At 51.2% G+C, this 22,166-nt stretch carries 16 protein-coding genes; 8 read left to right on the top strand and 8 right to left on the bottom strand.

The genetic code is table 11. The features are described 5' to 3' along the window. Positions 1-199 precede the first annotated feature (199 nt). Together BMW65_RS17410 and BMW65_RS17415 are read right to left on the bottom strand one after the other, a co-directional pair. Positions 200-1,348, bottom strand: a complete 1,149-nt coding sequence (locus tag BMW65_RS17410) for a FecR family protein (protein ID WP_090607282.1) — start codon at positions 1,346-1,348, stop codon at positions 200-202. A gap of 140 nt (positions 1,349-1,488) precedes the next feature. After that, on the bottom strand, positions 1,489-2,028 hold the full coding sequence (locus tag BMW65_RS17415) for an RNA polymerase sigma-70 factor (protein ID WP_090607284.1): 540 nt from the start codon (positions 2,026-2,028) through the stop codon (positions 1,489-1,491). 241 nt (positions 2,029-2,269) lie between these two features. Between BMW65_RS17415 and BMW65_RS17420 the strand changes: the two genes are divergently transcribed. The 8 genes from BMW65_RS17420 (at position 2,270) to BMW65_RS17455 (ending at position 10,846) form a co-directional block, all read left to right on the top strand. Beyond that, positions 2,270-4,579 (top strand): putative monovalent cation/H+ antiporter subunit A, encoded by a 2,310-nt coding sequence (locus BMW65_RS17420; RefSeq protein ID WP_090607285.1) that lies wholly within the window; start codon positions 2,270-2,272, stop codon positions 4,577-4,579. A 3-nt stretch (positions 4,580-4,582) separates the two neighbouring features. Beyond that, complete coding sequence (locus tag BMW65_RS17425; protein WP_090607287.1) at positions 4,583-4,996, top strand: Na+/H+ antiporter subunit B; 414 nt, start codon at positions 4,583-4,585, stop codon at positions 4,994-4,996. Between the two features lie 2 nt (positions 4,997-4,998). Continuing rightward, complete coding sequence (locus BMW65_RS17430; protein WP_090607288.1) at positions 4,999-5,355, top strand: Na+/H+ antiporter subunit C; 357 nt, start codon at positions 4,999-5,001, stop codon at positions 5,353-5,355. Further along, positions 5,352-6,875 carry a proton-conducting transporter transmembrane domain-containing protein gene (locus tag BMW65_RS17435; RefSeq protein ID WP_090607290.1) on the top strand — a complete coding sequence of 508 codons (1,524 nt, stop codon included), beginning with the start codon at positions 5,352-5,354 and terminating at the stop codon, positions 6,873-6,875. The genes BMW65_RS17430 and BMW65_RS17435 overlap by 4 nt, the downstream gene beginning before the upstream one ends. Positions 6,876-6,886: 11 nt before the next feature. Further along, positions 6,887-7,363, top strand: coding sequence for a Na+/H+ antiporter subunit E (locus BMW65_RS17440; RefSeq protein ID WP_090607292.1), 477 nt, complete (start codon positions 6,887-6,889; stop codon positions 7,361-7,363). After that, positions 7,360-7,632, top strand: coding sequence for a cation:proton antiporter (locus BMW65_RS17445; RefSeq protein WP_090607293.1), 273 nt, complete (start codon positions 7,360-7,362; stop codon positions 7,630-7,632). Before BMW65_RS17440 ends, BMW65_RS17445 begins: the two co-directional genes overlap by 4 nt. Next, the gene (gene mnhG / locus BMW65_RS17450; RefSeq protein WP_090607295.1) at positions 7,629-8,024 is read left to right on the top strand and encodes a monovalent cation/H(+) antiporter subunit G; all 396 of its coding nucleotides are present in this window, start codon (positions 7,629-7,631) and stop codon (positions 8,022-8,024) included. Before BMW65_RS17445 ends, mnhG begins: the two co-directional genes overlap by 4 nt. A 170-nt stretch (positions 8,025-8,194) precedes the next feature. After that, the gene (locus BMW65_RS17455) at positions 8,195-10,846 is read left to right on the top strand and encodes a DUF5916 domain-containing protein (RefSeq protein ID WP_090607297.1); all 2,652 of its coding nucleotides are present in this window, start codon (positions 8,195-8,197) and stop codon (positions 10,844-10,846) included. A gap of 51 nt (positions 10,847-10,897) precedes the next feature. Here BMW65_RS17455 and BMW65_RS17460 read toward each other — a convergent pair whose 3' ends face one another. Genes BMW65_RS17460 through BMW65_RS17485 form a run of 6 tightly spaced genes read right to left on the bottom strand, consistent with a single transcriptional unit; the run spans position 10,898 to position 22,098 of the window. Next, the gene (locus tag BMW65_RS17460) at positions 10,898-12,445 is read right to left on the bottom strand and encodes a RagB/SusD family nutrient uptake outer membrane protein (protein WP_090607299.1); all 1,548 of its coding nucleotides are present in this window, start codon (positions 12,443-12,445) and stop codon (positions 10,898-10,900) included. A gap of 30 nt (positions 12,446-12,475) precedes the next feature. Then, positions 12,476-15,550 (bottom strand): SusC/RagA family TonB-linked outer membrane protein, encoded by a 3,075-nt coding sequence (locus tag BMW65_RS17465; RefSeq protein WP_090607300.1) that lies wholly within the window; start codon positions 15,548-15,550, stop codon positions 12,476-12,478. Between the two features lie 46 nt (positions 15,551-15,596). Beyond that, positions 15,597-17,888: an alpha-L-rhamnosidase-related protein gene (locus tag BMW65_RS17470; protein WP_090607301.1), complete on the bottom strand. Its 2,292-nt coding sequence runs from the start codon at positions 17,886-17,888 to the stop codon at positions 15,597-15,599. A gap of 38 nt (positions 17,889-17,926) precedes the next feature. Then, a complete protein-coding gene (locus BMW65_RS17475) occupies positions 17,927-20,395 on the bottom strand; it encodes an alpha-L-rhamnosidase-related protein (RefSeq protein WP_143053916.1) in 2,469 nt (822 codons plus the stop codon). Positions 20,396-20,419: 24 nt separating this feature from the next. Beyond that, positions 20,420-21,283 carry a hypothetical protein gene (locus BMW65_RS17480; protein ID WP_090607305.1) on the bottom strand — a complete coding sequence of 288 codons (864 nt, stop codon included), beginning with the start codon at positions 21,281-21,283 and terminating at the stop codon, positions 20,420-20,422. After that, positions 21,283-22,098, bottom strand: coding sequence for a phytanoyl-CoA dioxygenase family protein (locus BMW65_RS17485; protein WP_090607306.1), 816 nt, complete (start codon positions 22,096-22,098; stop codon positions 21,283-21,285). The genes BMW65_RS17480 and BMW65_RS17485 overlap by 1 nt, the downstream gene beginning before the upstream one ends. Between the last annotated feature and the right edge of the window lie 68 nt (positions 22,099-22,166).

Raw genomic sequence — 22,166 nt, forward strand, 5'->3', positions numbered from 1 at the left:
TGTACCTGATTTTTTGTAAAATAAAAAGTAATGCATACTTTTATGCAATTGAGGTTAATTGAATAAGTTAGTTAAACACCTTTAAGATTTAGCCTTATCAGGGAGTGCGCCAACACTCCCGACTTTTTCTTAATCAAGTCAAGTTGGATGGTAATTGCTGTCTTTCATTATTCAGTTAGTTTGGTTTTATAATCTGTAATTATTCAAATGCGATAGTCACGGTATTCCCTTCAATCGTAAAAACCGCCCCGCTCACATAGCTCAGCATCTCCAATACCTGCGAGATATTCACATCCCGCCGGATAGCGCCGCTATATCCTTTGTTAGCAGGGTAAGCGCTTTCATATTTCACTTCCACATCATACCATCGCGATAGCTGGCCCATGATTTCATCAATATTATCACGTTTAAAATAAAAATCACCCTGCTTCCACGCGATGGCCTTGTCAATGTTTGCGGGCTGTACCGTAATCTGCTCGCCTACCTTCGCCTCCTGCCCCGGTGCCAGCACCCGTTCTCCTGTCGGATTCGATACCCGCACAGATCCTTCCACCAACGTGGCAGACATCACATCCCGGTACGCATTGATGTTGAAATGGGTGCCCAGCACCTCCACTTTATTGCCATTCACATTCACATGAAAAGGCTTTTTAGCATCGTGAGCCACTTCAAAATAGGCTTCCCCCTGTAGAAAAACCTCCCGGCTGCCTTGTCCGAAATGCACCGGAAAACGCAACTCCGACATTGCGTTTAACCAGACTTTCGTTCCGTCCGATAACGTAATCTGGAATGTTCCTGCCTTAGGCACCACCAAGGTATTATAGATCAGTTCTCCCGTAGCTGTTGTTCCCTTCGCATACGTTACCTGCCCACCACTGTTGATAATCTGTGTACCATCCCGCTCTTCCAATCCGCTACGATAGGCCTCCAAATCCACTAGACGACCATCGGAAAGCCGCAATAGCGCCCTATCTCCTCCCGGTGCCACATCATTGATATACCGATTATTCGAAGCGGTTTCCAGTTCGGGGGTTGTTTTCGTTGAAAACCTAGCCCACGAAAAAGCAACCACTGCAATTGCTGCCGCAATGCCGGTAACCTTGGCTATCCGCTTCCACCGATTCTTTCTATTCCGCATTGTCAAACGTTCCCAACCGGCGGCAACATCGATGCTGTTCAAAAATTCCATATCCGAAACGGATTGTCGCCCACGGAATGAAGCCAGCACTTCTTCGTTTTTCGGTGACTCTTCCAGCCATTGCTGAAGGGCCGCCATCTCGTCCTCCGAAAGGTTATTCTGTAGGTATTTACTGACCAATTGTGCTACTTGGTACGTTTTCGAATCCATTTATGTCTTTATTGTGCAATTGCGCATAAGAGACTATGCATCATGCTGTGGAAGCTGTAAGATTTAATGATTTTTGCCCGCTGGCTTCCGTTTTATTTATTAAGAAACCGAAAGCGGGCTATCGGATGACAAGAAAACAATTATTTATCAAAAAAAAGCAAAATCAGCCCAAGAAGTTCCGGATTAAATTTGCTTTTGATGATTTTTATTCCCCGTTGTTTTTGGGTCTTTACGGTATTGATGCTAATATTCAATTTTTCTGCAATCTTGAAATTGGATAGCCCTTCCAAATAGCCTAAGCGGAAAACCTGCCGGCAAGCGTCAGGCATAGCCTGTATGATACGGTGAATTTCATCCATCACTTCGGATCGGATAATTTTGGCCATCACGTGTGATTCCTCAAAATCTTCCGGCCGGTAATAGCCTAAAAAACGTTGCACGACTCTCTCATGGCGGGAAAGATTAAAACAAGCATTCCGCACCGAACTGTATAAAAAGTTCTTTATCGCGATATCATCTTCAACAATCGCATCATGGTTTTTCAAGTAAGCCATGAATGCATCCTGAACAATGTCTTCAGCCAAATCCCTATCGTGCACAAGCTGCCAAGCAAAATGGCAAAGTCGCGGATAGTACTTCTTAAATAACGCTTCAGGTAACAAGGTGTAATTATCTTCCATTTAATTGCGACTGGGATAATCAACATGACAAAACTCCACAAAAACCAGTCCCTCCCCCACTTTATTGTATGTTTACAATTGGATGTTCAAATATTAACATTATAAATAGAATTAACAAAAAAAACTTCCTCAATACACATTACCTTTTTCTCCTCGGCCACGCTTTCTCAACTTTTATATCCCTTTCCTGCTAAAATTTATATATTTTAGTGGCTTTCCAAGAACTAAACAAACGTTATTGATGCTATTTGCCATCCTTGCAGGTTTTATTGTTTCCCTTTTGTACATCCCCTTTGGCAGGTTCTTGAAAGGCAGGCTGGCCGTGTTGGCATCCCTGCTGCCCATTGGTTTATTCACCTATTTCGCAGCATTCATCCCGGATATCCAGGACGGGGCGAGTATCGCCTTCCATCAGCCGTGGGTGCCTTCGCTGGGCATCAATTTTGACTTCCAACTGGACGGGCTATCACTGCTATTCAGCCTGCTCATCACCGGCATTGGCTCGCTGGTCTTCCTTTATGCCGCGGCCTATCTCAAAGGGCATCCCTACCTGGATCGTTTTTATGCCTACCTGAGCCTGTTCATGGCAGCCATGCTGGGCGTAGTGCTCGCAGACAATGTGCTGCTCCTTTTTATCTTTTGGGAGCTTACCAGCATCAGCTCGTTTTTTCTCATCGGGTTCAACAATGACAATGCCGACTCGCGCAAAAGTGCCCTGGTGGCCCTCGGCGTGACGGGCGGCGGCGGTTTCCTGCTCATGGCTGGCCTCATCTTGATGGGCCACCTATCGGGCAGCTACTCCATCCAGGAGATGATAGCGACCAACGAATACCTCAAAGGCCATGCGCTCTATGGACTGATTCTACTGTTGGTCTTTGTCGGCGCCTTTACCAAGTCGGCCCAGTTCCCGTTTCATTTCTGGCTGCCGGGGGCGATGAAAGCACCTACGCCCATATCGGCGTACCTGCATTCAGCCACCATGGTCAAAGCCGGGGTATACCTGCTGGCTCGGCTTTATCCGGTATTGGGCGGCACCGATTATTGGACCTATCCACTGATCATCATTGGCGGCATTACCATGCTATACGGTGCCTTCCACTCGATATTCCGCACCGACCTGAAAGGCATCCTGGCCTATTCGACGATTTCGGCGCTGGGCATACTGGTATTCCTCATCGGCATCGGTACGCCACAGTCGCTGCTGGCCGCAGCGGTCTTCATTTTGGTGCATGCCTTGTACAAAGCAGCGCTATTTTTGACCACGGGTGTCATAGATCATGAGACCGGCACACGCGACGTCACGCAGCTCAGTGGTCTGCGCAAGGTCTTGTTTCCGTTGGCTATAGCAGGTTTACTTGCTGCCCTTTCAAGCGCCGGATTGCCCTTTACCTTTGGTTTTATCGGCAAAGATCTGGTGTATGAAGCCACGCTGCATACCGATGGCATCCTGCCACTTGTCCTTACCGGCCTCGCGGTCGTTACCAATATATTTTTGCTCTATGCAGGCTTGCTTGCCGGCCTGAAACCATTTGCCGGCCGATTGCCCGAGCGTTACAGCGCCATCCACCTCCCCCATGCCCTGATGTGGGCACCGCCATTACTATTGGCCATATTGGGCATTGCCTTCGGGGCCTTCCCAGCCCTAGCAGACGCCTCCCTGCTTAATCCCGCAGCTACCGCGATGATCAACGAAGCGATTGACTCGCCATTGAAAATCTGGCACGGGTTCAATACGGTGCTGCTGCTCAGTGGCATCACGCTTGCTTTGGGCGTAGCCCTCTACCTGGCACGCAAACCGTCCGCCCATGGTTTGGCTTGGATCGAACGCTTCAATCCGTTATCCCCAAAACACCTCATTGCCAGCCTCACTCGTGCTGTGCACCGCTTCGCTATCCGATACACAAGAACACTGCATAATGGTTTCTTGCGGGTGTATTTACTCCGTATCATCATCTTTGCTGTATTGTTACTGGCATTCCGCTTGTTTAGCGGAGGAGCCATCCGGCTGATACCGGATCAGCTTTCACCAGTCGGCATATATGAAATAGCCGTCGTGGGCATACTCGTTGCAGCCATTTACCTGGCGGTCACTTCCACCTCCCGGCTCACCGCTGTGGTGGCTACCAGCGTCATCGGCTATGGCATGTGCCTCTTGTTTGTGTTCTATAGTGCTCCTGACCTCGCCATGACGCAGTTTACCATCGATACCCTTACGGTGGTACTGTTCGTGCTGGTGCTCTTCCGGTTGCCGTCTTTCCTCAACCTGGCCAATCGCGGCACACGGATACGCGACTGGCTGGTGGCCAGTGCATTCGGTGCAGTCATCGCCCTGATAGGCATACAAGTGCTGAACCAGCCGATAGACGATACAATAAGCAAATTCTATGGCGACAATGCATACGTGCTGGCCAAAGGCAAAAATGTGGTCAATGTGATCTTGGTCGATTTCCGGGGATTCGATACCATGTTCGAAATCGTGGTATTAAGCATCGCCGCCATCGGGGTATTCAGCTTATTGAAATTAAGGCTCAAAGCTTCAGAAAAAGAATAAACCATGAAGAGTTCAATATTAAAAACAGCATCGAGTTATTTGCTGCCCATTCTATTGCTTTTTTCGCTATTTATCCTGCTGCGGGGGCATTATTACCCGGGAGGCGGTTTTGTAGGCGGGCTCATTGCCGCCATCGCCTTCGTATTGCATAGTTTTACCAATGGCACAGATGATACGCTCAAGCTGCTGCGCGTTCATCCGAGTGCGTTTATTCCAGTGGGGCTTGGGATCGCCGCACTGAGCATGTTTGCACCGATGCTTGTCGGCCAGCCCGTGATGACAGGTCTGTGGTTTAACGAGCCTTTCCCTGTCATTGGCCTGATTGGATCCGCGCTGTTTTTTGACATCGGTGTATACATCGTGGTTGTCGGCGTTGTACTCACGATATTGTTTACTATCTCCCAATACAGCGAATAGCCATGGAACTATTATTGGTCATTTTAATCGGTATTCTCTATGCAGCAGGTATTTTCATGCTGCTCAGGCGCAGCATGGTCAAACTACTCATCGGCCTCACCCTGTTGGGCAATGGGGCCAACCTGCTGATTTTCCTATTGGGCGGTATTACCAAGGGCAAGCCCCCTGTCATTGACAGTGCGGCCAAGCTTTTTACAGACATTTATGCCGATCCGATCCCGCAGGCGCTGATCCTCACAGCCATCGTTATCAGCTTCGGCCTCCAGGCATTTGCTATTGTATTGTTAAAACGGGTTTACGTATTGATTAATTCGGACGACCTGGATGATTTAAACACCCCGGAAGAAGAAGATATATGATTGATAATACGCTCATTTTCCCCGTTATTGTCCATTTGTTTACAGCGATTGTGCTGCTTTTCTTCTGGCGCAAGACGGTTGCCCAGCGCATCATCAGCATCGCGGGTAGCCTTATCGCGATGCTTTTGGCCGTCCGCTTATTCACCATGGTATGGAATGACGGCATCCGCACCATGCAGGCAGCCGGATGGGATGCGCCCTTCGGTATCACGTTTGTGGCCGATGTGTTTAGCAGCATGATGGTGCTACTCACTGCATTTTCCGGCGTTGCGGTATCTACCTATTCCGCTACAGGCGTAGCGCGGGGGCGGATGTTGTACGGCTATTTCCCCATTTTCCACTTGCTGCTCATGGGCCTCAATGGTGCCTTCCTTACGGGCGACATCTTCAACCTGTATGTGTGGTTTGAGGTCATCATCATCGCTTCCTTCGTGTTTATGACATTGGGGGGGCGAAAGGCCCAAATTGAAGGTGCCGTCAAATACATGGCCATGAATATCCTGGCCTCCACCTTCTTCCTCACCGGCATTGCCATCCTGTACGGCATCACCGGCACGCTCAACATGGCCGACTTGTCGCTCAAAATCGGCGCACTGGAAAACCGCAAACTGGTAGACATCACCGCCATCTTCTTTATCATTGGCTTCGGCATCAAGTCGGCCGTCTTCCCGTTGTATTTTTGGCTCCCCTCGTCTTACCACACGCCACCATCGGCTGTGGCCGCCGTATTCGGTGGCCTGCTCACCAAGGTGGGCATCTACGCGCTGTTCCGCATGTTTACGCTCATCTTCATCCCCGACGATTTTTTGACCACACTATTGGTCGTCCTGGCGATATTCACCATCATCACGGGTACCTTCGGAGCCGTCATCAAAAACAATATCCGGCGCGTATTTTCATACCTCATTGTCTGCCACATCGGTTTCATGGTGGGCGGTTTGGGAATGTATTCCGAAATTGCGCTCACCGGTGCCCTGCTCTATTTGTTTCATGATATCATGGTCAAAACGAATATCTTCCTCATTGCCGGACTTATCCGGAAGCTGCGAGGCACGATGAACATGGATAAGCTGGGGGGGCTATACAAGGAATACCCGCTGCTATCGCTGGTGATAGCACTTGTGCTTTTTTCCTTGGTGGGCGTACCGCCGCTCTCCGGTTTCTGGCCCAAGATTTACCTATTTGAAGCCGGGTTCATAGACGCCCAATATGCATTGCTGGCCGCCATCATCGTGGGCAGCTTTGCCACCTTGTACGTCATCGCCAAGCTGTGGGCCAAGGTATTCTGGAAAGACCAGCCGGAGCTGCCGGATGGGGAAAGCCTTCGGGACGAGTTTAAGCCACTAAACCGATTCAGGAAATCGCTCCTGGTCGCGCCCATTGTTTTCTTGGCCGCTATCACGCTGTATATCGGCCTTGCAGCCGAAAACATCACGGCGGTGGCCCAGCATATTGCGCATGAAATGAAAGATGTATCACCGTATATCGAAGCGGTTTTGGGACCCAATGTATCACCGTAAAACGTAACGTCATGGTAAAACAATTTTTGATGAACCTCTTGCTTGCCTTCACCTGGGTGGCGTTGACCGGCGTACTGTCTTATTCCAATTTCCTGTTTGGCTTTGCCATTGGGTTTTTCCTGCTTTGGGTGATGAACCGCAACGAAAGCGACCACCGCTATTTCACCCGTGTACCCAAGATTATCGGGTTTTTCCTTTATTTCCTCTATGAGATGATCCGGGCGAATGTGCAGGTGGCCTACGATTTGATTACGCCCAAGTTTTTCATGCAGCCCGGCATCGTCAAGTATCCGATGAATGCCAAGAGTGATTTTGAAATCAACCTGCTCTCCACGGTTATCTCGCTGACGCCCGGTACGCTTATCCTCGACGTGAGCGAAGACCGCAAGGTATTATACATCCACGTGATGTACCTCAAGGACAAAGACCAGTTTATCCAGCAAATCAAGGATGGCTTCGAACGCAGACTATTAGAGATTATACGATGACACTCAGCACCTATATTGACTATGTGATTCTGCCCATCCTGGGGGTTGCGCTGGTACTGGTATTCATCCGGATATTCAAGGGGCCGACCGTCGTAGACCGCGTGATAGCGTTGGATCTGCTGATCACCATTGGCGTGGGTGTCATCACGGTGTACAGCATCAGCACCCAGAAGTCCACATTTATCGACGTGGCGATGATTCTTGCGTTGATTGCCTTCCTTGGCACCATCGCGTTTTCATATTACTTAGAAAAAAGGGGAAGAAAATGATTAGCATACTCATCGGCCTATTATGCACAATAGGTGCAGTGGCCATTCTTATTGCGGCTATCGGCATCCTGCGGATGCCCGATTTCTACTTGCGGCTATCCGTCACGGTCAAGGCCGCCACGCTTGGCGGGGGGTTGCTGCTATTGAGCGCCGCTTTTTATTTTCCGGAGGAGGTATCGGTCACCACCAAGGCGCTGGCCATTATCTTTTTCCTCACGCTCACCGCCCCTGTGGCGGCCCACCTCATTGGCCGCACGGCCTATTTCATCGGTACCGAAAAGTGGAAAGGCACCGTACGTGATGATCTGGCGGGCATGTACGACAAGGATACCCACCAGTTGAGCAGCGGCGATGCGACGGAGGGAGACAGCGTCTCGCATCCGTCGTCGTAACACCCACCATCAATAAAGCCATCGCTACAGTCGTGACCATTTAGTGTACACAAACTCCTACGCCATAGTATGGATGCACGTTGTATTTGCCTGACTTCTTTTTGCCCAGCTTCGCACAGTTGTGACTAAATTTAATACTTTTGGCCCTGCTAAGAAAATTCCCAGTAATTATGAAATATTATTACCTTATACTTCTCGTTTTCACCAGCATGCTATCCCGTGCTCAGGAGGAAAGGGAAGCGGTTGTCACTTTTGAAGATGCATACAAACGGGTATATCATATTACACGGCTTAGCGGGGAGCGACCCAAAATAGATGGAAAACTGGATGAAGATTCATGGCAGAACATGGGAAAATGGTCTGAAAAATTTTCCCAGGTGATTCCGTTCGAACGCGTGTACACGGCTTCCTGGACACGCATGAAAATCTTCTACGACGACCAGAATATCTACATCGGTGTCTATTGCAAAGACCAGTACCCCGAGACGATGAACACGTTTATTGGAAATAGGGACGACAACAGCAACGGGGATCTGATCAGCATCGCATTTGACACGTACCATGATTACCGCGTGGCTCCGGAGTTCAACATCAACCTGGGGGGAAATAAAACAGACTTGACCGTGACGGATAAACTTTCCGTCAACCTAAGCTGGAATGCGGTTTGGGAAGGACGTACGCATATCAACCTGCCGGATTCCAGCTGGACAGCGGAGCTCCGTATCCCATTCAGCCAGCTGCGGTATAACCAGAAAGACACGGATGGGATATGGGGACTGCACGTGCGGCGCATCATCCGTAGAAACAACGAGGTCCAGAATTGGAGCCTGATTCCCATCAAGAATAATGGCCACGTTTTTTCCTTCGGAGAAATGCATGGCATTACCGATTTGCCGAAACCCAGGGGCATGGAATTTATGCCTTACGTCATGGGTAAACACATCAATGAACCTCAAATACCCCAAAGCCCTTTCCAGAAAGGAAGCCGATGGGGCGAAAATGTGGGACTTGATGCAAAACTCGCTTTGCAGGATTTCACGCTGGATCTGACCGTAAATCCCGATTACGGCCAGGTGGAGCTTGATCCGTCCGTGATGAACCTATCCGCTTATGAAGTCTTCTATGATGAAAAAAGACCCTTTTTTCTGGAGGGCAAACATATTCTGGAATTTGACAACAATACCGATGGCATGATGTTCTATTCCCGCCGGATCGGTGCCATGCCCACCTACGAGCCCCAGGGTATCGACAATATCGAAAGCTTTGCGGGCACCCCCAATTTCATCCCCATCATCGGCGCCCTGAAACTAACGGGAACAAATCGAAAAGGGCTGACCATCGGGTTGCTGGAGAGCGTCACGGCACAGACATCGTCAAAGGTGATGCGCAATGGCGTATACGACAGCGAGGTCACTGAACCCCTGACCAATTATACCGTGGCGCGGATCCAGAAAAACTGGGACGGAAATACCTTGCTGGGGGGTATGGTTACTTCGGTAAACCGCAGCCTGACCAAACAACACCTGCACGATGCAATGATTGGAAATGCATTCACCGCCGGGATGGATTTTACCCACTATTTCGCAAACCGCCTCTATTACGTGGATGCGAAAGGCATGTTCAGTACCCTCCATGGTTCACCGGAGGCCCTGTTGAAAACAAAGGAAAATGCCGTCCACTATTTCCACAGGGAGTCCGGGGCTGGCTACCTCGATCTCAACCCCAACAACCGCTCCATGCAGGGAACGGGTGGATACATAAAAGCCGGAAAACAGGGAAATGCACAATGGAATTTCTCCCAGCTGTTCAGCTGGTCATCACCCGGATTTGACCTCAACGATGTGGGGTATATGAAGCAATCGGATTACAAGTTGAATGAAACGGAAATCGCGTTCCGGAAAACGGATCCTTGGGGACCGTTTCGGGCTGCGGGCATCAACCTGACGCAGCGGAACGTCTGGAATTATGGTGGGGATGCCATGAATAACGACGTGGCCCTGCGGTGGCGCAGCCTCAGTATCGAACACCGCATCGAAATGGATGTAAAAGAAACATTCAACTGGCACGCCGTGGACAGCCGCAGACTCAGAGGTGGGCCCGATCTGCGGTATAATACCAATTTCCAAACCAACGTCAACATCAACTCGGATCGGGCAAAACGAGTGGTATACAAATTGGTTTACGACGGCAGGCATTATTTGGATGAGGAAACTCGGTATAATCAGGTGCATCCAAGCCTGATTTTCCGCATCGGGACGCACATGCGCCTGACGGGGCAACTGGATTATGCCTGGAATGAAGATGCCCTGCAATACGTAAGCACCATCCAGCCAACTGCAGGCACAGCTGGCAAAACGGAGTATGTGATGGGCCGGATGAAGCAGAAAACGTACGGCGTGACTTTGAATATGCAGGTCAATGTCACTCCCGATATTTCTATCCAATATTACGGATCGCCATTTACATCGGTGGCAACATACGACGAATTCAAGCTGGCAGCGGATACCCGATCAGGCACGTATGCCGATCGATTCCAGCGGCTCGCCGATAGTGACATCAGCTTTAGCGATGATCGCTATGTCATCGGCGGCGGCCAGCTGTCCTTTAAAAATCCGGACTTCAGTTTCAATGAACTCCGCACCAACCTGGTCGTCCGCTGGGAATATCATCCCGGTTCGACATTTTACCTGGTGTGGGCACACAACCGATCCTACCAGGACGCCCTGTACCAGCCCGGATGGGAAAGCAACCTGGATCGGATGTTTGCACTACCCGCCACGAATACGTTTATGATAAAAGTCAATTATTGGTTTAATCGCTGATAAAAAAAGCGCTCCGCAGGTATGAATCTGCGGAGCGCATATGTAAACTATTTAATATCCCGGGTTTTGTGTCAAATTACTATTGATCTGCAATTCACGGGTGGGGATGGCATAGATAAACTTGTCTTCGTTGATGCCAAAGGTATTGGGGAGCAACCAGCCGTACAGCGCTTTCATCCGCTCGCCTTTTGCCGTGATGGTTTCCACGGCCGTTCCAGTACGTATGAGATCTGCCCAACGGTGGTTTTCAAAAGCCAGTTCATGCCGCATTTCGTTGGCAACATCCGCAGCGGTAACGGTATTGAGTTCATCCAGGTTTGCCCGCCGTCTCACCTCATTGATATAAGGCAACGCGTCGGCAGTCCGCCCTTGGGCCACCAAGCTTTCTGCCAATAGCAGCAATGCACCGGCATACCGGAAAACCGGCCAATTATTATCGGTGTTGAATTCGACCTGATACGGCGGATGTAGGTATTTCTTGATGAAATATTGGTAACCCACACCCGGCGTGGGTACGTAATCCACCGGGCTTTTGACAGCCGTGATGGTCATCACACTGTTGTCATCTACCGCTCCTTCGGCTATCGCAATGGACGCTGGCAACCGCACGTCGCCAGCTTCGTACGAGTCCACCAGCTCTTGGGTGGGCACGTTCCAACCACCGCTGACCAAGCCTCCCCGGGCGTTGGTGCCGTTTACGCCAAGGATAAAGTCCGGATTGGTGGCCTTCGGAATGAATCGCCAGATGAAATCGCTGTGCTGCCCCTCATTGCCCTGCTTGTACTGCACTTCGAATATCGATTCTTTGTTGTTTTTGTGGGCTGGGTCAAACACATCGGCATAGTTATCCATCAGCCCGTAATTCATTTGCGTGATGTCCAAAAGCTCGGCCGTTGCCTTATCCACCTCTTTGGTCGGCTTGGACAGGTAGGCATAGGCGAGCAGCATCTTTGCCGCACCGCTCGTAGCCCTGCCCGATTGCGGAAATGTAGTCGCCACGGGGAGCAGGGGTATGGCTGTATTCAGATCGGCAATGACCTGATCGTATACTTCAATAGCCGTAGACCGGGGCAAAAAAGCCTCTTCCGTTGCCGTAATCTCCTTCAGTTGAAGCGGAACACCGCCAAAGTGCTGCACCAGATCGTAATAATAAAATGCCCGCAAGAACAGTGCTTCACCGGCGATTTTATCCTTTTCTTCGGCAGACAGCGGGGCGTTTTCCAATCGGGTCAAGATGGTATTGACTTTGGAGATGCCTTGGTAGGCATTGCCATAGCGGTTACCCGGCGAATTGGGTTCCTGGCTGGTCACGGAATTGTCCCTAAATTCAGTATAAGCTTCCGCGCTTGTCGACGTCCCACGGTCTGCGGCATATCGGGTATAAAACGTGTTGTCCGACCGCATTTCATCCATGAATATGCCCATGAAGGCGATGCCCCTCAGGTTGGTGTAAGCGGCCGCAGTGGCCTGGTCAAACTGATCCGCCGTTTGGTAAAATGACGCGGAACTCAGCGACGTGGGCGGAACCAAGTCGAGAAAATCGTTCGAGCAGGACGTAAGCGCCAGTATCGAAACGGTAAGATATGCTATTCTTTTCATGATGATTCTTCTATTGATGTGATTGCCTTCCTAAAAACCCAAATGTATGCCCGCAGAAAATATGCGCGGAATGGGATAACCCGTAAAATCACGCCCCTGGTTCAACCCGTTTAATCCACTGATCCCTGCTTCCGGATTAAGCCCCGGATAATTGGTCAGCATAAAGGCGTTCTGTGCACTCAGGTAAGCCCGTATGGACTTGAAATACGTGATGGTTGGCGAAGTGAACGTATACCCCAACGTGATATTCTTGGCTGCGATATACGAACCGTCGAACACCTGCCTGGTCGTGAAATTCCGGAAATCTTCGGTGGTACCGCTCCGTGTCCGGGGATAAATACCGTCGCCGGGATTTTCTTCCGACCGCCAACGGCCTGCCACGCCTTTCCTCACGTTGAAAACGCCGTCCAGGTTTTCGGTCGACTGAAAGGCATCATCTGCGATATCATTGCCCACCGTACCAGCCAATACGATGCTCAGATCGAAGTTTTTGTAAGAAAATGTATTCGTCAAGCCATAGGCGAATGTCGGATTGGGGTTTCCGATAAACGTCCGGTCGTTTTGGTCAATGACGCCATCCGGCACACCGTCCGGACCACTGATATCCGCAAACCGTGCCGTGCCGACCATTGACGTGGCACCATGAGGCTGGGTCTCGAATTCTTCCTGCGTCATGTATACACCCGTATTGATGTATCCATAGAACAATCCGATGGGATGTCCCACGGCGGTGCGGTTATCATCCCAATACAGGTTGTACCCGCCAATGGGCGCGTCGTTCGTTCCCAGCTTCTTGACCAAGTTGCGGTCAAACGAAATGTTGAAATCGGTGGTCCATTGAAAATTACCCACCAAGTTTCTCGACCCCACGGTAAACTCATGGCCCCAGAAATCAAATCGGCCAACATTGGAAGTGACGCTCGAAAATCCAGATTGAATCGGTATATCGATGCCATATAGCAGGCCGTCGGTTTTTTTCCAATAGTAGTCGTAGGTAAAAGACAGCCGGTGATTGAACAGTTCCATGTCCAAGCCGATGTCATACCCCTCGGTGGTTTCCCAGGTGAGGAAGCTGTTTCCGATGCCATTCAATGATTTACCGGGCGTCACTTGCCCGTTGAAGACGTAGTCGTTGCTGTTTACCGATGCGAGGTAGGTGTAGTCACCGATATTGTTGTTGCCCACCTTACCATAGCTCACCCGCAATTTCAGCAAGTCGATGGGTCTGACGTTTTGCATGAACGATTCTTCTGAAACTACCCAGCCAAGCGATGCAGAAGGGAAATCGCCAAACCGGGTGTTTTGGCCAAACTTGGATGAACCATCACTACGGAAGGCAAACGAAGCAAGGTATTTGCCCTGATAATTGTAGTTCACCCGTCCGTAGTAGGACAGCAGCGACCAATCCGCGGCACCCACATTGCCAATCCGGGTGATGGCCGCGCTGATCCACGGAATATCGTCATCCGCAAATTCCCGACCGTCGATGAAGCTATTTTCCGTAGCATATTTCTGGACGGTATAACCACTCAAGAGATCAATGTTGTGGCTGTCGTTGAACGATCGCTGGTATGTCAGCGTATTTTCACTCATCCAGGTTACAAAACCCGACGTTTCGTACCGGCCCGTAGCCATCTGTGGCGGGGCACTTCCCAGCCCGCCCTGGGCATTTGAGGGGTTAAATGCCCGAAGGGTCATGTTGTTGGTATTGACATTGAAACTGGTTTTTGCCTTCAGTCCTTCCAGCAGCTCGAATTCGACATAACCATTAGCCAGAAACCGGTTTGCCCGCGCTTTCCGGATGCGCTCGGTCACCACCAAGTACCAGTTCGGATTGGCAAACATACCGGGCTGCGAAAAAGAAATCGGATACGTGCCATCTTCATTGCGGTAGGATAATGCAGGGTCCATTAAATAAGCAAGCTGAATGATGTTACGGCCGTTGTCCAACCCCGCTACACCGTTGTTATAGCCATTGGAAAACTCGACGTTGAGCCCCAGTGTCAATCGTTCCGATGCGTTGTAGACGTTATTGGTGCGTACGGTGATCCGCCGATCAGACGTATTCAACATCACGCCGTCCTGCTTGTTGAAATTCAAGTTGAAGACCGACTTCAACTTCGTGGTGCCACTGCTGTAGGAAACGTTGTAGTTTTGGTTCATCGCATCCCGGAGCAATACATCAAACCAATCGGTACCGTAATTTCCGGCATAGCGGCTGGGATCTGCATATGCTTCCGGTACACCGCCGGTATAGCCCTCATACCGGGCGGCATCTTCGTAATATTCTTTCTTGAATTGCGCAAATTCCTGGGCATTCATCAAGTCCGGCCGACCCCGTTGGGGCACCTGTTGCGTTCCGATATTGGCCGAAATCTCCAGGTGCTGTTGACCATCCTTCGCCTGCTTAGTGGTGACCAATACCACCCCGTTGGCTGCACGAGATCCGTAGAGGGCTGCCGCCGATGCATCTTTCAGCACGCTTATGGACTCAATCTCATCGGGGCTGAGCGTTTGGAGGCCGCTCGCGGACGGAAACCCATCAATGACGATGAGCGGTTGGTTTCCCGCGCCGATGGATGCCGCTCCACGGATCCGGAATGACATCTCCGAACCGGGTGTACCGGAGTTATGATTGATCTGTACGCCGGCCATCCTTCCCTGTAGTTTCTGCCCGATATTAGGCACTGGTATATCCCTCAGCCGCGTCGCATCGACCTGAGCTACTGCGCCCGTAAGCTCCCGCTTCTTTTGGGTGCCGTAGCTCACCACATATACTTCGTCCAGCACTTCTGCGGTAGGAGACAGTTGGATCGGTAAGCTGCCATCCACTACGGTGGCGGATTTCCGCACGTAGCCGACTGAGCTGAATACCAAGGTTCCGCCCAATGGGGCCTCAATGGTGAAGCGGCCCTCGCCATCCGTCTGCACGCTGGCGGACGTACCCTGTAACGTAACGGTCACACCACTGATGGGTGCCGTGGTTACCGAATCGGTAACGATGCCTGTCGCCCGTATCTGCGCCATGGCTGCATTGCCGCCCACCACGAAACATAGTAGCGACAGGGCTCGGAAAACGAGCGTTTTGTAATACTTCGTTCGCATAATTTAATAGGATTTGTTTAAAAAATTAGTTATTAGTTACTATTGGTTATTTGCTGGTTATGAATACCCACTTCCCCGCCTTCACTTCGAAATAGTAGTACGCATCGTCTTCTTGAAGATGGCTTATCCGTACTTCTTCATCATTGACCGTGATTTTCGATACGCCGGCTTTTAGCTTGGGTATTCCCACGCGGGCCGTCGTGCCAGGTGGAATATCCGCCACCATGGATAAGCGGTCTTCCGCACGTTTCACATCAACCGTAATGTTGCCCTTCACCGTTGGCGTGATGCAGTGGATTTCGTTTAGCATACCCAATTGGGGCCGGATGCTGAACGTCTCGAAACCCGGCCGGTCGGGGGCGATACCTGCTACATACTGGTGCATCAATGTCAATGGCCCGCCGGACCAGCCGTGGTTGTACGACCCACCGCCGTAGCCTGCTGAACCGATGCCCCAGCCCTCCCATAGCGTCGTGAGCGGACTTTCCACCATGTTGGCATAGCGCTTTTTCATCCGTGCCAACCCACCTTCGGCATCGCCCATGATGAAAAACGACTCCAGGATGTATTTTTCCATGTAAGGGCTTGCATGAAATTCACTTTTCAACACTTGTTTTATGGCTTCATACTTGGAGCTGTCAGCAAGTCCGGCAACTACGGCAAGCCCATTGCCCCGATCGTCAATGGTGCCATGATTCGATGGACTTTTATAGGCAGTTCCGTTCCAGAATAGCCGGTTGAAATTCGATTTTATAGACGCCGACGCCGTTTGGTAATCAGCGATGTCCACTTGATTATCCGTCAGATCTGCCAGTTGGATCGCCGCCTCCAAGGCCATGTAGTACCATGCATTTTCAATTAAAGGCGTATCGATATCATCCCCCCAGTCCAGCCAGTCCCAGTCACCCGGGCGATGAATGAGCAACCCATCTTCACCGAACTCCCACAGCTGCAAGTAGCGTTTGACCGCTGGATACACGTGATGCATCATTGCAGTGTCGGCCGTATAACGGAAATAATTCCAGAATCCGTATTTGCCGATACTGGCAAGCATTTGTGCAGGCAGTTCCCTATCCCAGTTGCCAGCCGGTACCGGCGAATACAGCGCACCGTCTGGCTTCTGCCAGTCTACCAAGTTGCGGATCGCTTTCTGAATGGCCAACTGTCCATTTCCGTCGCACGCATATAAGATTTCGCCCAATAGGATGACCGCATCGCCCCACCATTGCGCACGTTCGCGATCAGGATCCTGAATGGCATCCCGCAGGTTGATATTGAGCGTATTATACGATTTTTCCCAAAGCACATGGTAAAAAGGGTCGTCCACCACGAAAACACCCACACGTTCGGTGTCGTAGCGGGTTTCACGGTATTTTAATTCGAGGATTTTAACACCCTGAGGGATCGCATAGCGTACCTCGTGCCCATTCATATAGCCAAACGTTTCAAACTCCTGCACCCCTTCCCTCGTGACGTATTCCGTCCGCACATTGTACTCACTTCCCCCCTTGTAGTTATCCGTCCGGATATCGATTTTCAGTCCGCTGGGGGCATCTATTTTCAGGTAAGGCGTTATGGAAATATTCTTGGGGAGTTTGGCTACTACGGTATCGCCACTGCTTGTCCGATACAATTCAGCATCATTTTCATAAGCGACCAAACCCGAGTCGTACCACATTGGGATGGGCCGTTTCTCCAGTTTATTCCAAGGAGCCACAGGTGGGACGCCATAAGAGACGACCGACTGCCAAGCACGACCACCCACATCCCCGAGGAGCCAATGCGGCAGGTCGTGCCTGGCATCGAAATGGATGTTGAATTCCGGCAAACGGTAATTGGGACGCGGCGGCCCGGTATGGCCGAAAGCAGGGTGCTCTACCGCTTTCCACGTAGTATCCGACTTGAGCAGCTCACTGCCCAACGTCGCCTCAAACAACAGCGCTGATTGGCCACTGTTTTTGTGGTTGAAACCATCCCGTCCCCAATACCACGTCAGCACAGCGATGGTATTTTTGCCCTTCGCCAAGTAAGGCGCTAAATTCACCTCATCATAGTACGTATCACGGGGATTAGGCCCTCTTTTTAATTGGCCTTCAAACACCACCAGCTTCCCATTTATCCAAAGCCAGTATTTCGAATCCGTAGCGATTTTGGCGTATGCTGTTTTGGGCACGTTTTCAATCGAATAAGTTTTGTAAAAAGCGGTCCATATGCTGGTATCACGTGCAGCATGCGGAAGGCCAATCCACTCCGCTTGCCAATCCGTGGTTTGTCCGACAGCCGAAAGGCTGATCAGCAACGCCGCCATGCATCGGAAAGATTTGCTAAAACACCTCATATCAGTTCAGTTAGTTGGTTAGTTAAGCAGCTCATCCATCAACGCAACCGAAGCGCAAACGTCGCGGCACCAGTCCCATCGCCTTCAGCCGTCAGCGATCCATCCGGTGCTACTGTTGCCTTCCTGTGTTTTCCGTTCACCACCATCGCATATTCAGCATTCGGCGTAAGTCCGTGGACGGTAACCCGTTGCTGCCCATTGCCCGTTACGGACCATTGGTAGTGCCCAGCGTCCCATTGGGTGATCTGGAGGTCGGTAAAATCACCCTGACCGGCACGCACGACCAACCGCATGGTTTCCTCATTCTCGGGGTAATAAACCACGTCAGTGCCCGACCTACCCACACCAAATGCCCGATTGCTCCGCACCGAAAACTCCTGCGTACGCAGCTGGTAGTCATTTACGCTGAGGGACAATTCGTATGCCGTATCATGGAGCGTGTATGTAAATTGCGTGCCGTTAAGTTCCGGTACCATATTCGGTTCCACACCCATGCGATTCCATTTAGGGCGAACACCATAGATGTCGCTGTAAAGGGCCGTTACAGTAGTGCTGATGCCCGCCAAGATGTCGCTACCCAGCCCCTTTTGGTCTACCCGGCTGTAACGTTGCGAAGACAGCCCGTCCTTTCGGTATTGCGCCAATAGGTTCCGGATGTATTTCAAGGCGAGATCCCTGTCGTATTTCACATACGATCGGATACCGAGATACCCCCAGGTGGGAAAGATGTCACCGTTTTCGTACCGCGGGAACGGCCAGTTGTTGGCGTGTACCTCTTCCCGTTTGAACGAATCGAAGCACAGTGGCCAGTGGAAAAGGCCTTCCTGCTCTGTACGCCGTTCGATGTGTTCGAGTATCGTAGCCACGCGCTGCTTGTCGTCGCACAGTCCGAAAGCGATAGCGGCAAAATTGACTGGCGTGACCAGGTTGTCGCCATGCACCGTACCGTCGTCATCCCGCCAATAGACATACTGCTTTTTCTCGGGCGACCAAAAGCCGCCCTCATCCACGGTTTTATTGAATGCTGCTTTCAGCCGATCGGCTACCGCCCGGTAATATGCTGCTTTCTCCTGATCGCCGAGCACGTGCTCGCATTCCACCCAATGGTTGAGCGCCTCATACAACTGAGCATTCACAAACGCATTTTCGAAACCCGCCCACACGATGTCTACCCAATCACTGGCCTTCTGCTCAGCGACGTGCTGATTGACCATCTCGAAGATTCCATTCCCGTTGGTATCACGCCGGATCAACCAGTCGAGCGCACGCTCACACGAAGCCTTATGCGAGCGCAGCCAATCCACATCGGCCGTCTGCTGGAACTGTTCGGCAGCATTGATCACGTAGCCCGTCTGCGAATCTACCGTATAGCCCCACATCGCTTCGTAGTAACCGGTTTCGGAATTGTAGGTACCGGGTATCTCGTCTCCGGGCACGTCATGCCAGCGCGACAACACACGCCCGTCTTCACGCATAGCCAGGTCGCGTTCTTGATCAAGCGTAGCGGATAGGTTATCGGTATAATTGCTATCGTTCAGCGCCAGCCCAATCTGCGCAAAAAACGGCTCATGCAAGCATTTCCAGTTCGTAATCCATCCGTTGGCTCCCACGATGCGATTATCGACGACGCCATAGCGTCCCGTGGTGTTGAGCAATTCACGGACTGCCGCCGCATCAATCCCGGGCAATGCCCCCCGGTCATAAGTCTCCAGGTAATTGATGTACGCCAATTCATAGGTGACCGCCACATTCCCAGCCTTGACCTCAAAAGGAGCAAACACGTCCGCTTTTTGGTGCACAAAGCGGCTCAGGTGGTGGCGCTGGCCCAACTCCGTATCGGTAACGAGGTGTGTGCAGGTAAAGGCGCCTTGCTCGTTTTGGGAGTATTTGGCTGCTATCGATTGGTTTTCATCGGCACGGACGGTAATCCGCAAGCCATCTGCTTCGTCCTCGTTCCAAAACGTTACGCCACCGGTGTGTACCCCATAGGTGTCGTTCGGTGCAGACAGGTATTTACACCACACCATCCCCCCGTTGTCCAGTATCCCACCTTTCCAGGTGTTAAGGTCGGCAAAATGCCAGGTCGGCATGGCCATGTCTTCCATCATCAAGTCGGCCGGATATGCCCGGTCGATCGTCCACGATAGTTTATCCCCTTCCAACCTGAACCGCCAGGTTTCGGCAATGTCTCCAAGCATGATCCCCGCCAAGGTCACCTCGTCGGCGTGCAGCGAGACCTTGATTTGCTGATCTTGTCCCCATGACGCCCATGACGCATCCGCAGTTTGGGCGGCCGTAAACAAGCCCGTCGGAGCCAATGTGTTGTTGTGGTTGATTTCCAGCGCCGCCACCTTGCAGCCCTGCGAGTAGTCGATGTGCAAGGCGAGTCGCTTATCCGCCGTAATGATGTGAATAGCTTTCATCATCGGGTCGTGGTGGATCTGGCCATTCGCCCGCCACGTGGCCAGCAGTAGCATCGCTGTAAGTAAAATTCCAAATGCTTTCATGTCTCTCGGTCGTCTCGTTGATATTCATATTTTCATGCGGTCCATATCATCCTGCACCGTTGCGTACCTTCGTTCGAGCAGTTGCTTCATCCAGCAGTTCAGCTCATATTGATCGGAAAGCGGCTGTGTTGTATGCGGCAGGTATGCCATATAGGGATACGGGCCAAACTCCGGAGTGATGGTAGCCGAACGATTTCCTGTCTTTGCCAAATGTTTGATCCAGCGATCCCACCAACCGAGGTGGTGATGCAGCGCTTCCCGGTTTTCTGGAGCACGCGGGTCTGTGACCTGCGGTCCCTGTGGAAAACCGACGCGGGCATGTATGTGTTTGGTATGCTGTATCGCCAGCGCAATGGCATCTTCCTGATCTTCCAAGTAGCTTTCTGATACACATACCCAATGGGACAAATCCAATGCCAGCTCCAACGTGGGGAAAGCCATTAGGTAATCCTTCACCACATGTGCCGCATAAGACCACTTGTTGCGGTGTGTCTCCTGGATGATGGGAACGGACGACTCTTGGGATATCCGGTTGCACAAATCAAAACAGACCGCCATTTGGTCCCGGCTATAATACTCGCGCCCGGTTTGCGACACGATGAACCGCGGCTTTGCCGATGCATGCTGGTAGGATAGCAACGCATACAAGTTGCGTTCCAGCGCATTTAGGTAGCGTCCGAAGTCTGCTCCCTCTTCCAGTTCGGCATGGATCAAGATGTACGAGAGCCCCATATCGCTGAGGATGGCCACCATGTCTTCATTGCTCGTCCTATCACCCAACGGGAATACCTCCACCCCGGCAAAGCCGTCGTCTTTGATACGCTGTGCGAACACCTGCCAAGGAACATGTTCCGAACCCCAACGCGGGCAAAAGAATTCGATATCCATCACGATTTATAAATCAGTGGCGTTTGCTCCTCATTATCCAATACATCCCCGATTTGGAGTGTTTTCACGTACGCATCAGGCAAAATATTGGGTATGCCATTAAAGGTGCTGCCATCGGGCATGTAGGCGCAAGTCATGGCGCGCCGGAATCCCGGCGTCATGTTGGCATGCGCACCATGGATGGTCAGCCCGTTGTGGAAAGAGCAGCTACCCGCTTTCATCACCGCCGCTTGCGGTTTGGTTTGTTTGAATTCAGGATAAACTTCAAAAATACCGCCCATATTTTTTCCGATGCCCACGTTTTCGAAGGTTGTCCGCTGGTGCGACCCCGGAATGAAAAACAAACAGCCATTTTCCAATGTCGCATCATCCAACGCTACCCAGATGGACAATGCCCGCCGGTCTGAAAAAGACCAAAAAGGGGTGTCAAGGTGCCAAGACGTAGGATTTGCCCATGGCCGTTTTATCAGCGCCTGATCGTGCCAGATACGGATACCATCCACCCCTGCGAGCGTTGCAGCCATCTTGCCGATGCGCTCATCCAGCATCAGCTGTTTTACCGCTTCGCTTGTTTGCCAAAGGTTCAGCAGCTGGTCAAACACGTTGTTGAAGTATGTTGCATCTTCATTGATGCCATCGTCCTCTCCGAGGCGGATTTCCTTTCCCGGCATCTTCAGCCCGTTCCGTTCCTCGATGGCCTGGGTGACCACGCGCCGCCAATGCGCCAGCTCATCCTCATTCAAAAAATCGTCAATGATGACGTATCCATTCGTTTGATAGCACGTGATTTGCTCGCTGCTCAATGTGGTGTTCATAAAGGTGTTTTAATTGATTAAAATACGCCTGTAAAGGTAGTCCCTCAAGACAAGTAGCAAAATGACAA

It is taken from the genome of Parapedobacter koreensis, from assembly GCF_900109365.1.
In the GTDB taxonomy this organism is placed as follows: domain Bacteria; phylum Bacteroidota; class Bacteroidia; order Sphingobacteriales; family Sphingobacteriaceae; genus Parapedobacter; species Parapedobacter koreensis.

Bases quoted from the DNA above. Each gene is read 5' to 3' on its own strand.
- BMW65_RS17410 (WP_090607282.1), bottom strand. From the start codon at position 1,348: ATGGATTCGAAAACGTACCAAGTAGCACAATTGGTCAGTAAATACCTA.
- BMW65_RS17415 (WP_090607284.1), bottom strand. From the start codon at position 2,028: ATGGAAGATAATTACACCTTGTTACCTGAAGCGTTATTTAAGAAGTAC.
- BMW65_RS17420 (WP_090607285.1), top strand. From the start codon at position 2,270: ATGCTATTTGCCATCCTTGCAGGTTTTATTGTTTCCCTTTTGTACATC.
- BMW65_RS17425 (WP_090607287.1), top strand. From the start codon at position 4,583: ATGAAGAGTTCAATATTAAAAACAGCATCGAGTTATTTGCTGCCCATT.
- BMW65_RS17430 (WP_090607288.1), top strand. From the start codon at position 4,999: ATGGAACTATTATTGGTCATTTTAATCGGTATTCTCTATGCAGCAGGT.
- BMW65_RS17435 (WP_090607290.1), top strand. From the start codon at position 5,352: ATGATTGATAATACGCTCATTTTCCCCGTTATTGTCCATTTGTTTACA.
- BMW65_RS17440 (WP_090607292.1), top strand. From the start codon at position 6,887: ATGGTAAAACAATTTTTGATGAACCTCTTGCTTGCCTTCACCTGGGTG.
- BMW65_RS17445 (WP_090607293.1), top strand. From the start codon at position 7,360: ATGACACTCAGCACCTATATTGACTATGTGATTCTGCCCATCCTGGGG.
- mnhG (WP_090607295.1), top strand. From the start codon at position 7,629: ATGATTAGCATACTCATCGGCCTATTATGCACAATAGGTGCAGTGGCC.
- BMW65_RS17455 (WP_090607297.1), top strand. From the start codon at position 8,195: ATGAAATATTATTACCTTATACTTCTCGTTTTCACCAGCATGCTATCC.
- BMW65_RS17460 (WP_090607299.1), bottom strand. From the start codon at position 12,445: ATGAAAAGAATAGCATATCTTACCGTTTCGATACTGGCGCTTACGTCC.
- BMW65_RS17465 (WP_090607300.1), bottom strand. From the start codon at position 15,550: ATGCGAACGAAGTATTACAAAACGCTCGTTTTCCGAGCCCTGTCGCTA.
- BMW65_RS17470 (WP_090607301.1), bottom strand. From the start codon at position 17,888: ATGAGGTGTTTTAGCAAATCTTTCCGATGCATGGCGGCGTTGCTGATC.
- BMW65_RS17475 (WP_143053916.1), bottom strand. From the start codon at position 20,395: ATGAAAGCATTTGGAATTTTACTTACAGCGATGCTACTGCTGGCCACG.
- BMW65_RS17480 (WP_090607305.1), bottom strand. From the start codon at position 21,283: ATGGATATCGAATTCTTTTGCCCGCGTTGGGGTTCGGAACATGTTCCT.
- BMW65_RS17485 (WP_090607306.1), bottom strand. From the start codon at position 22,098: ATGAACACCACATTGAGCAGCGAGCAAATCACGTGCTATCAAACGAAT.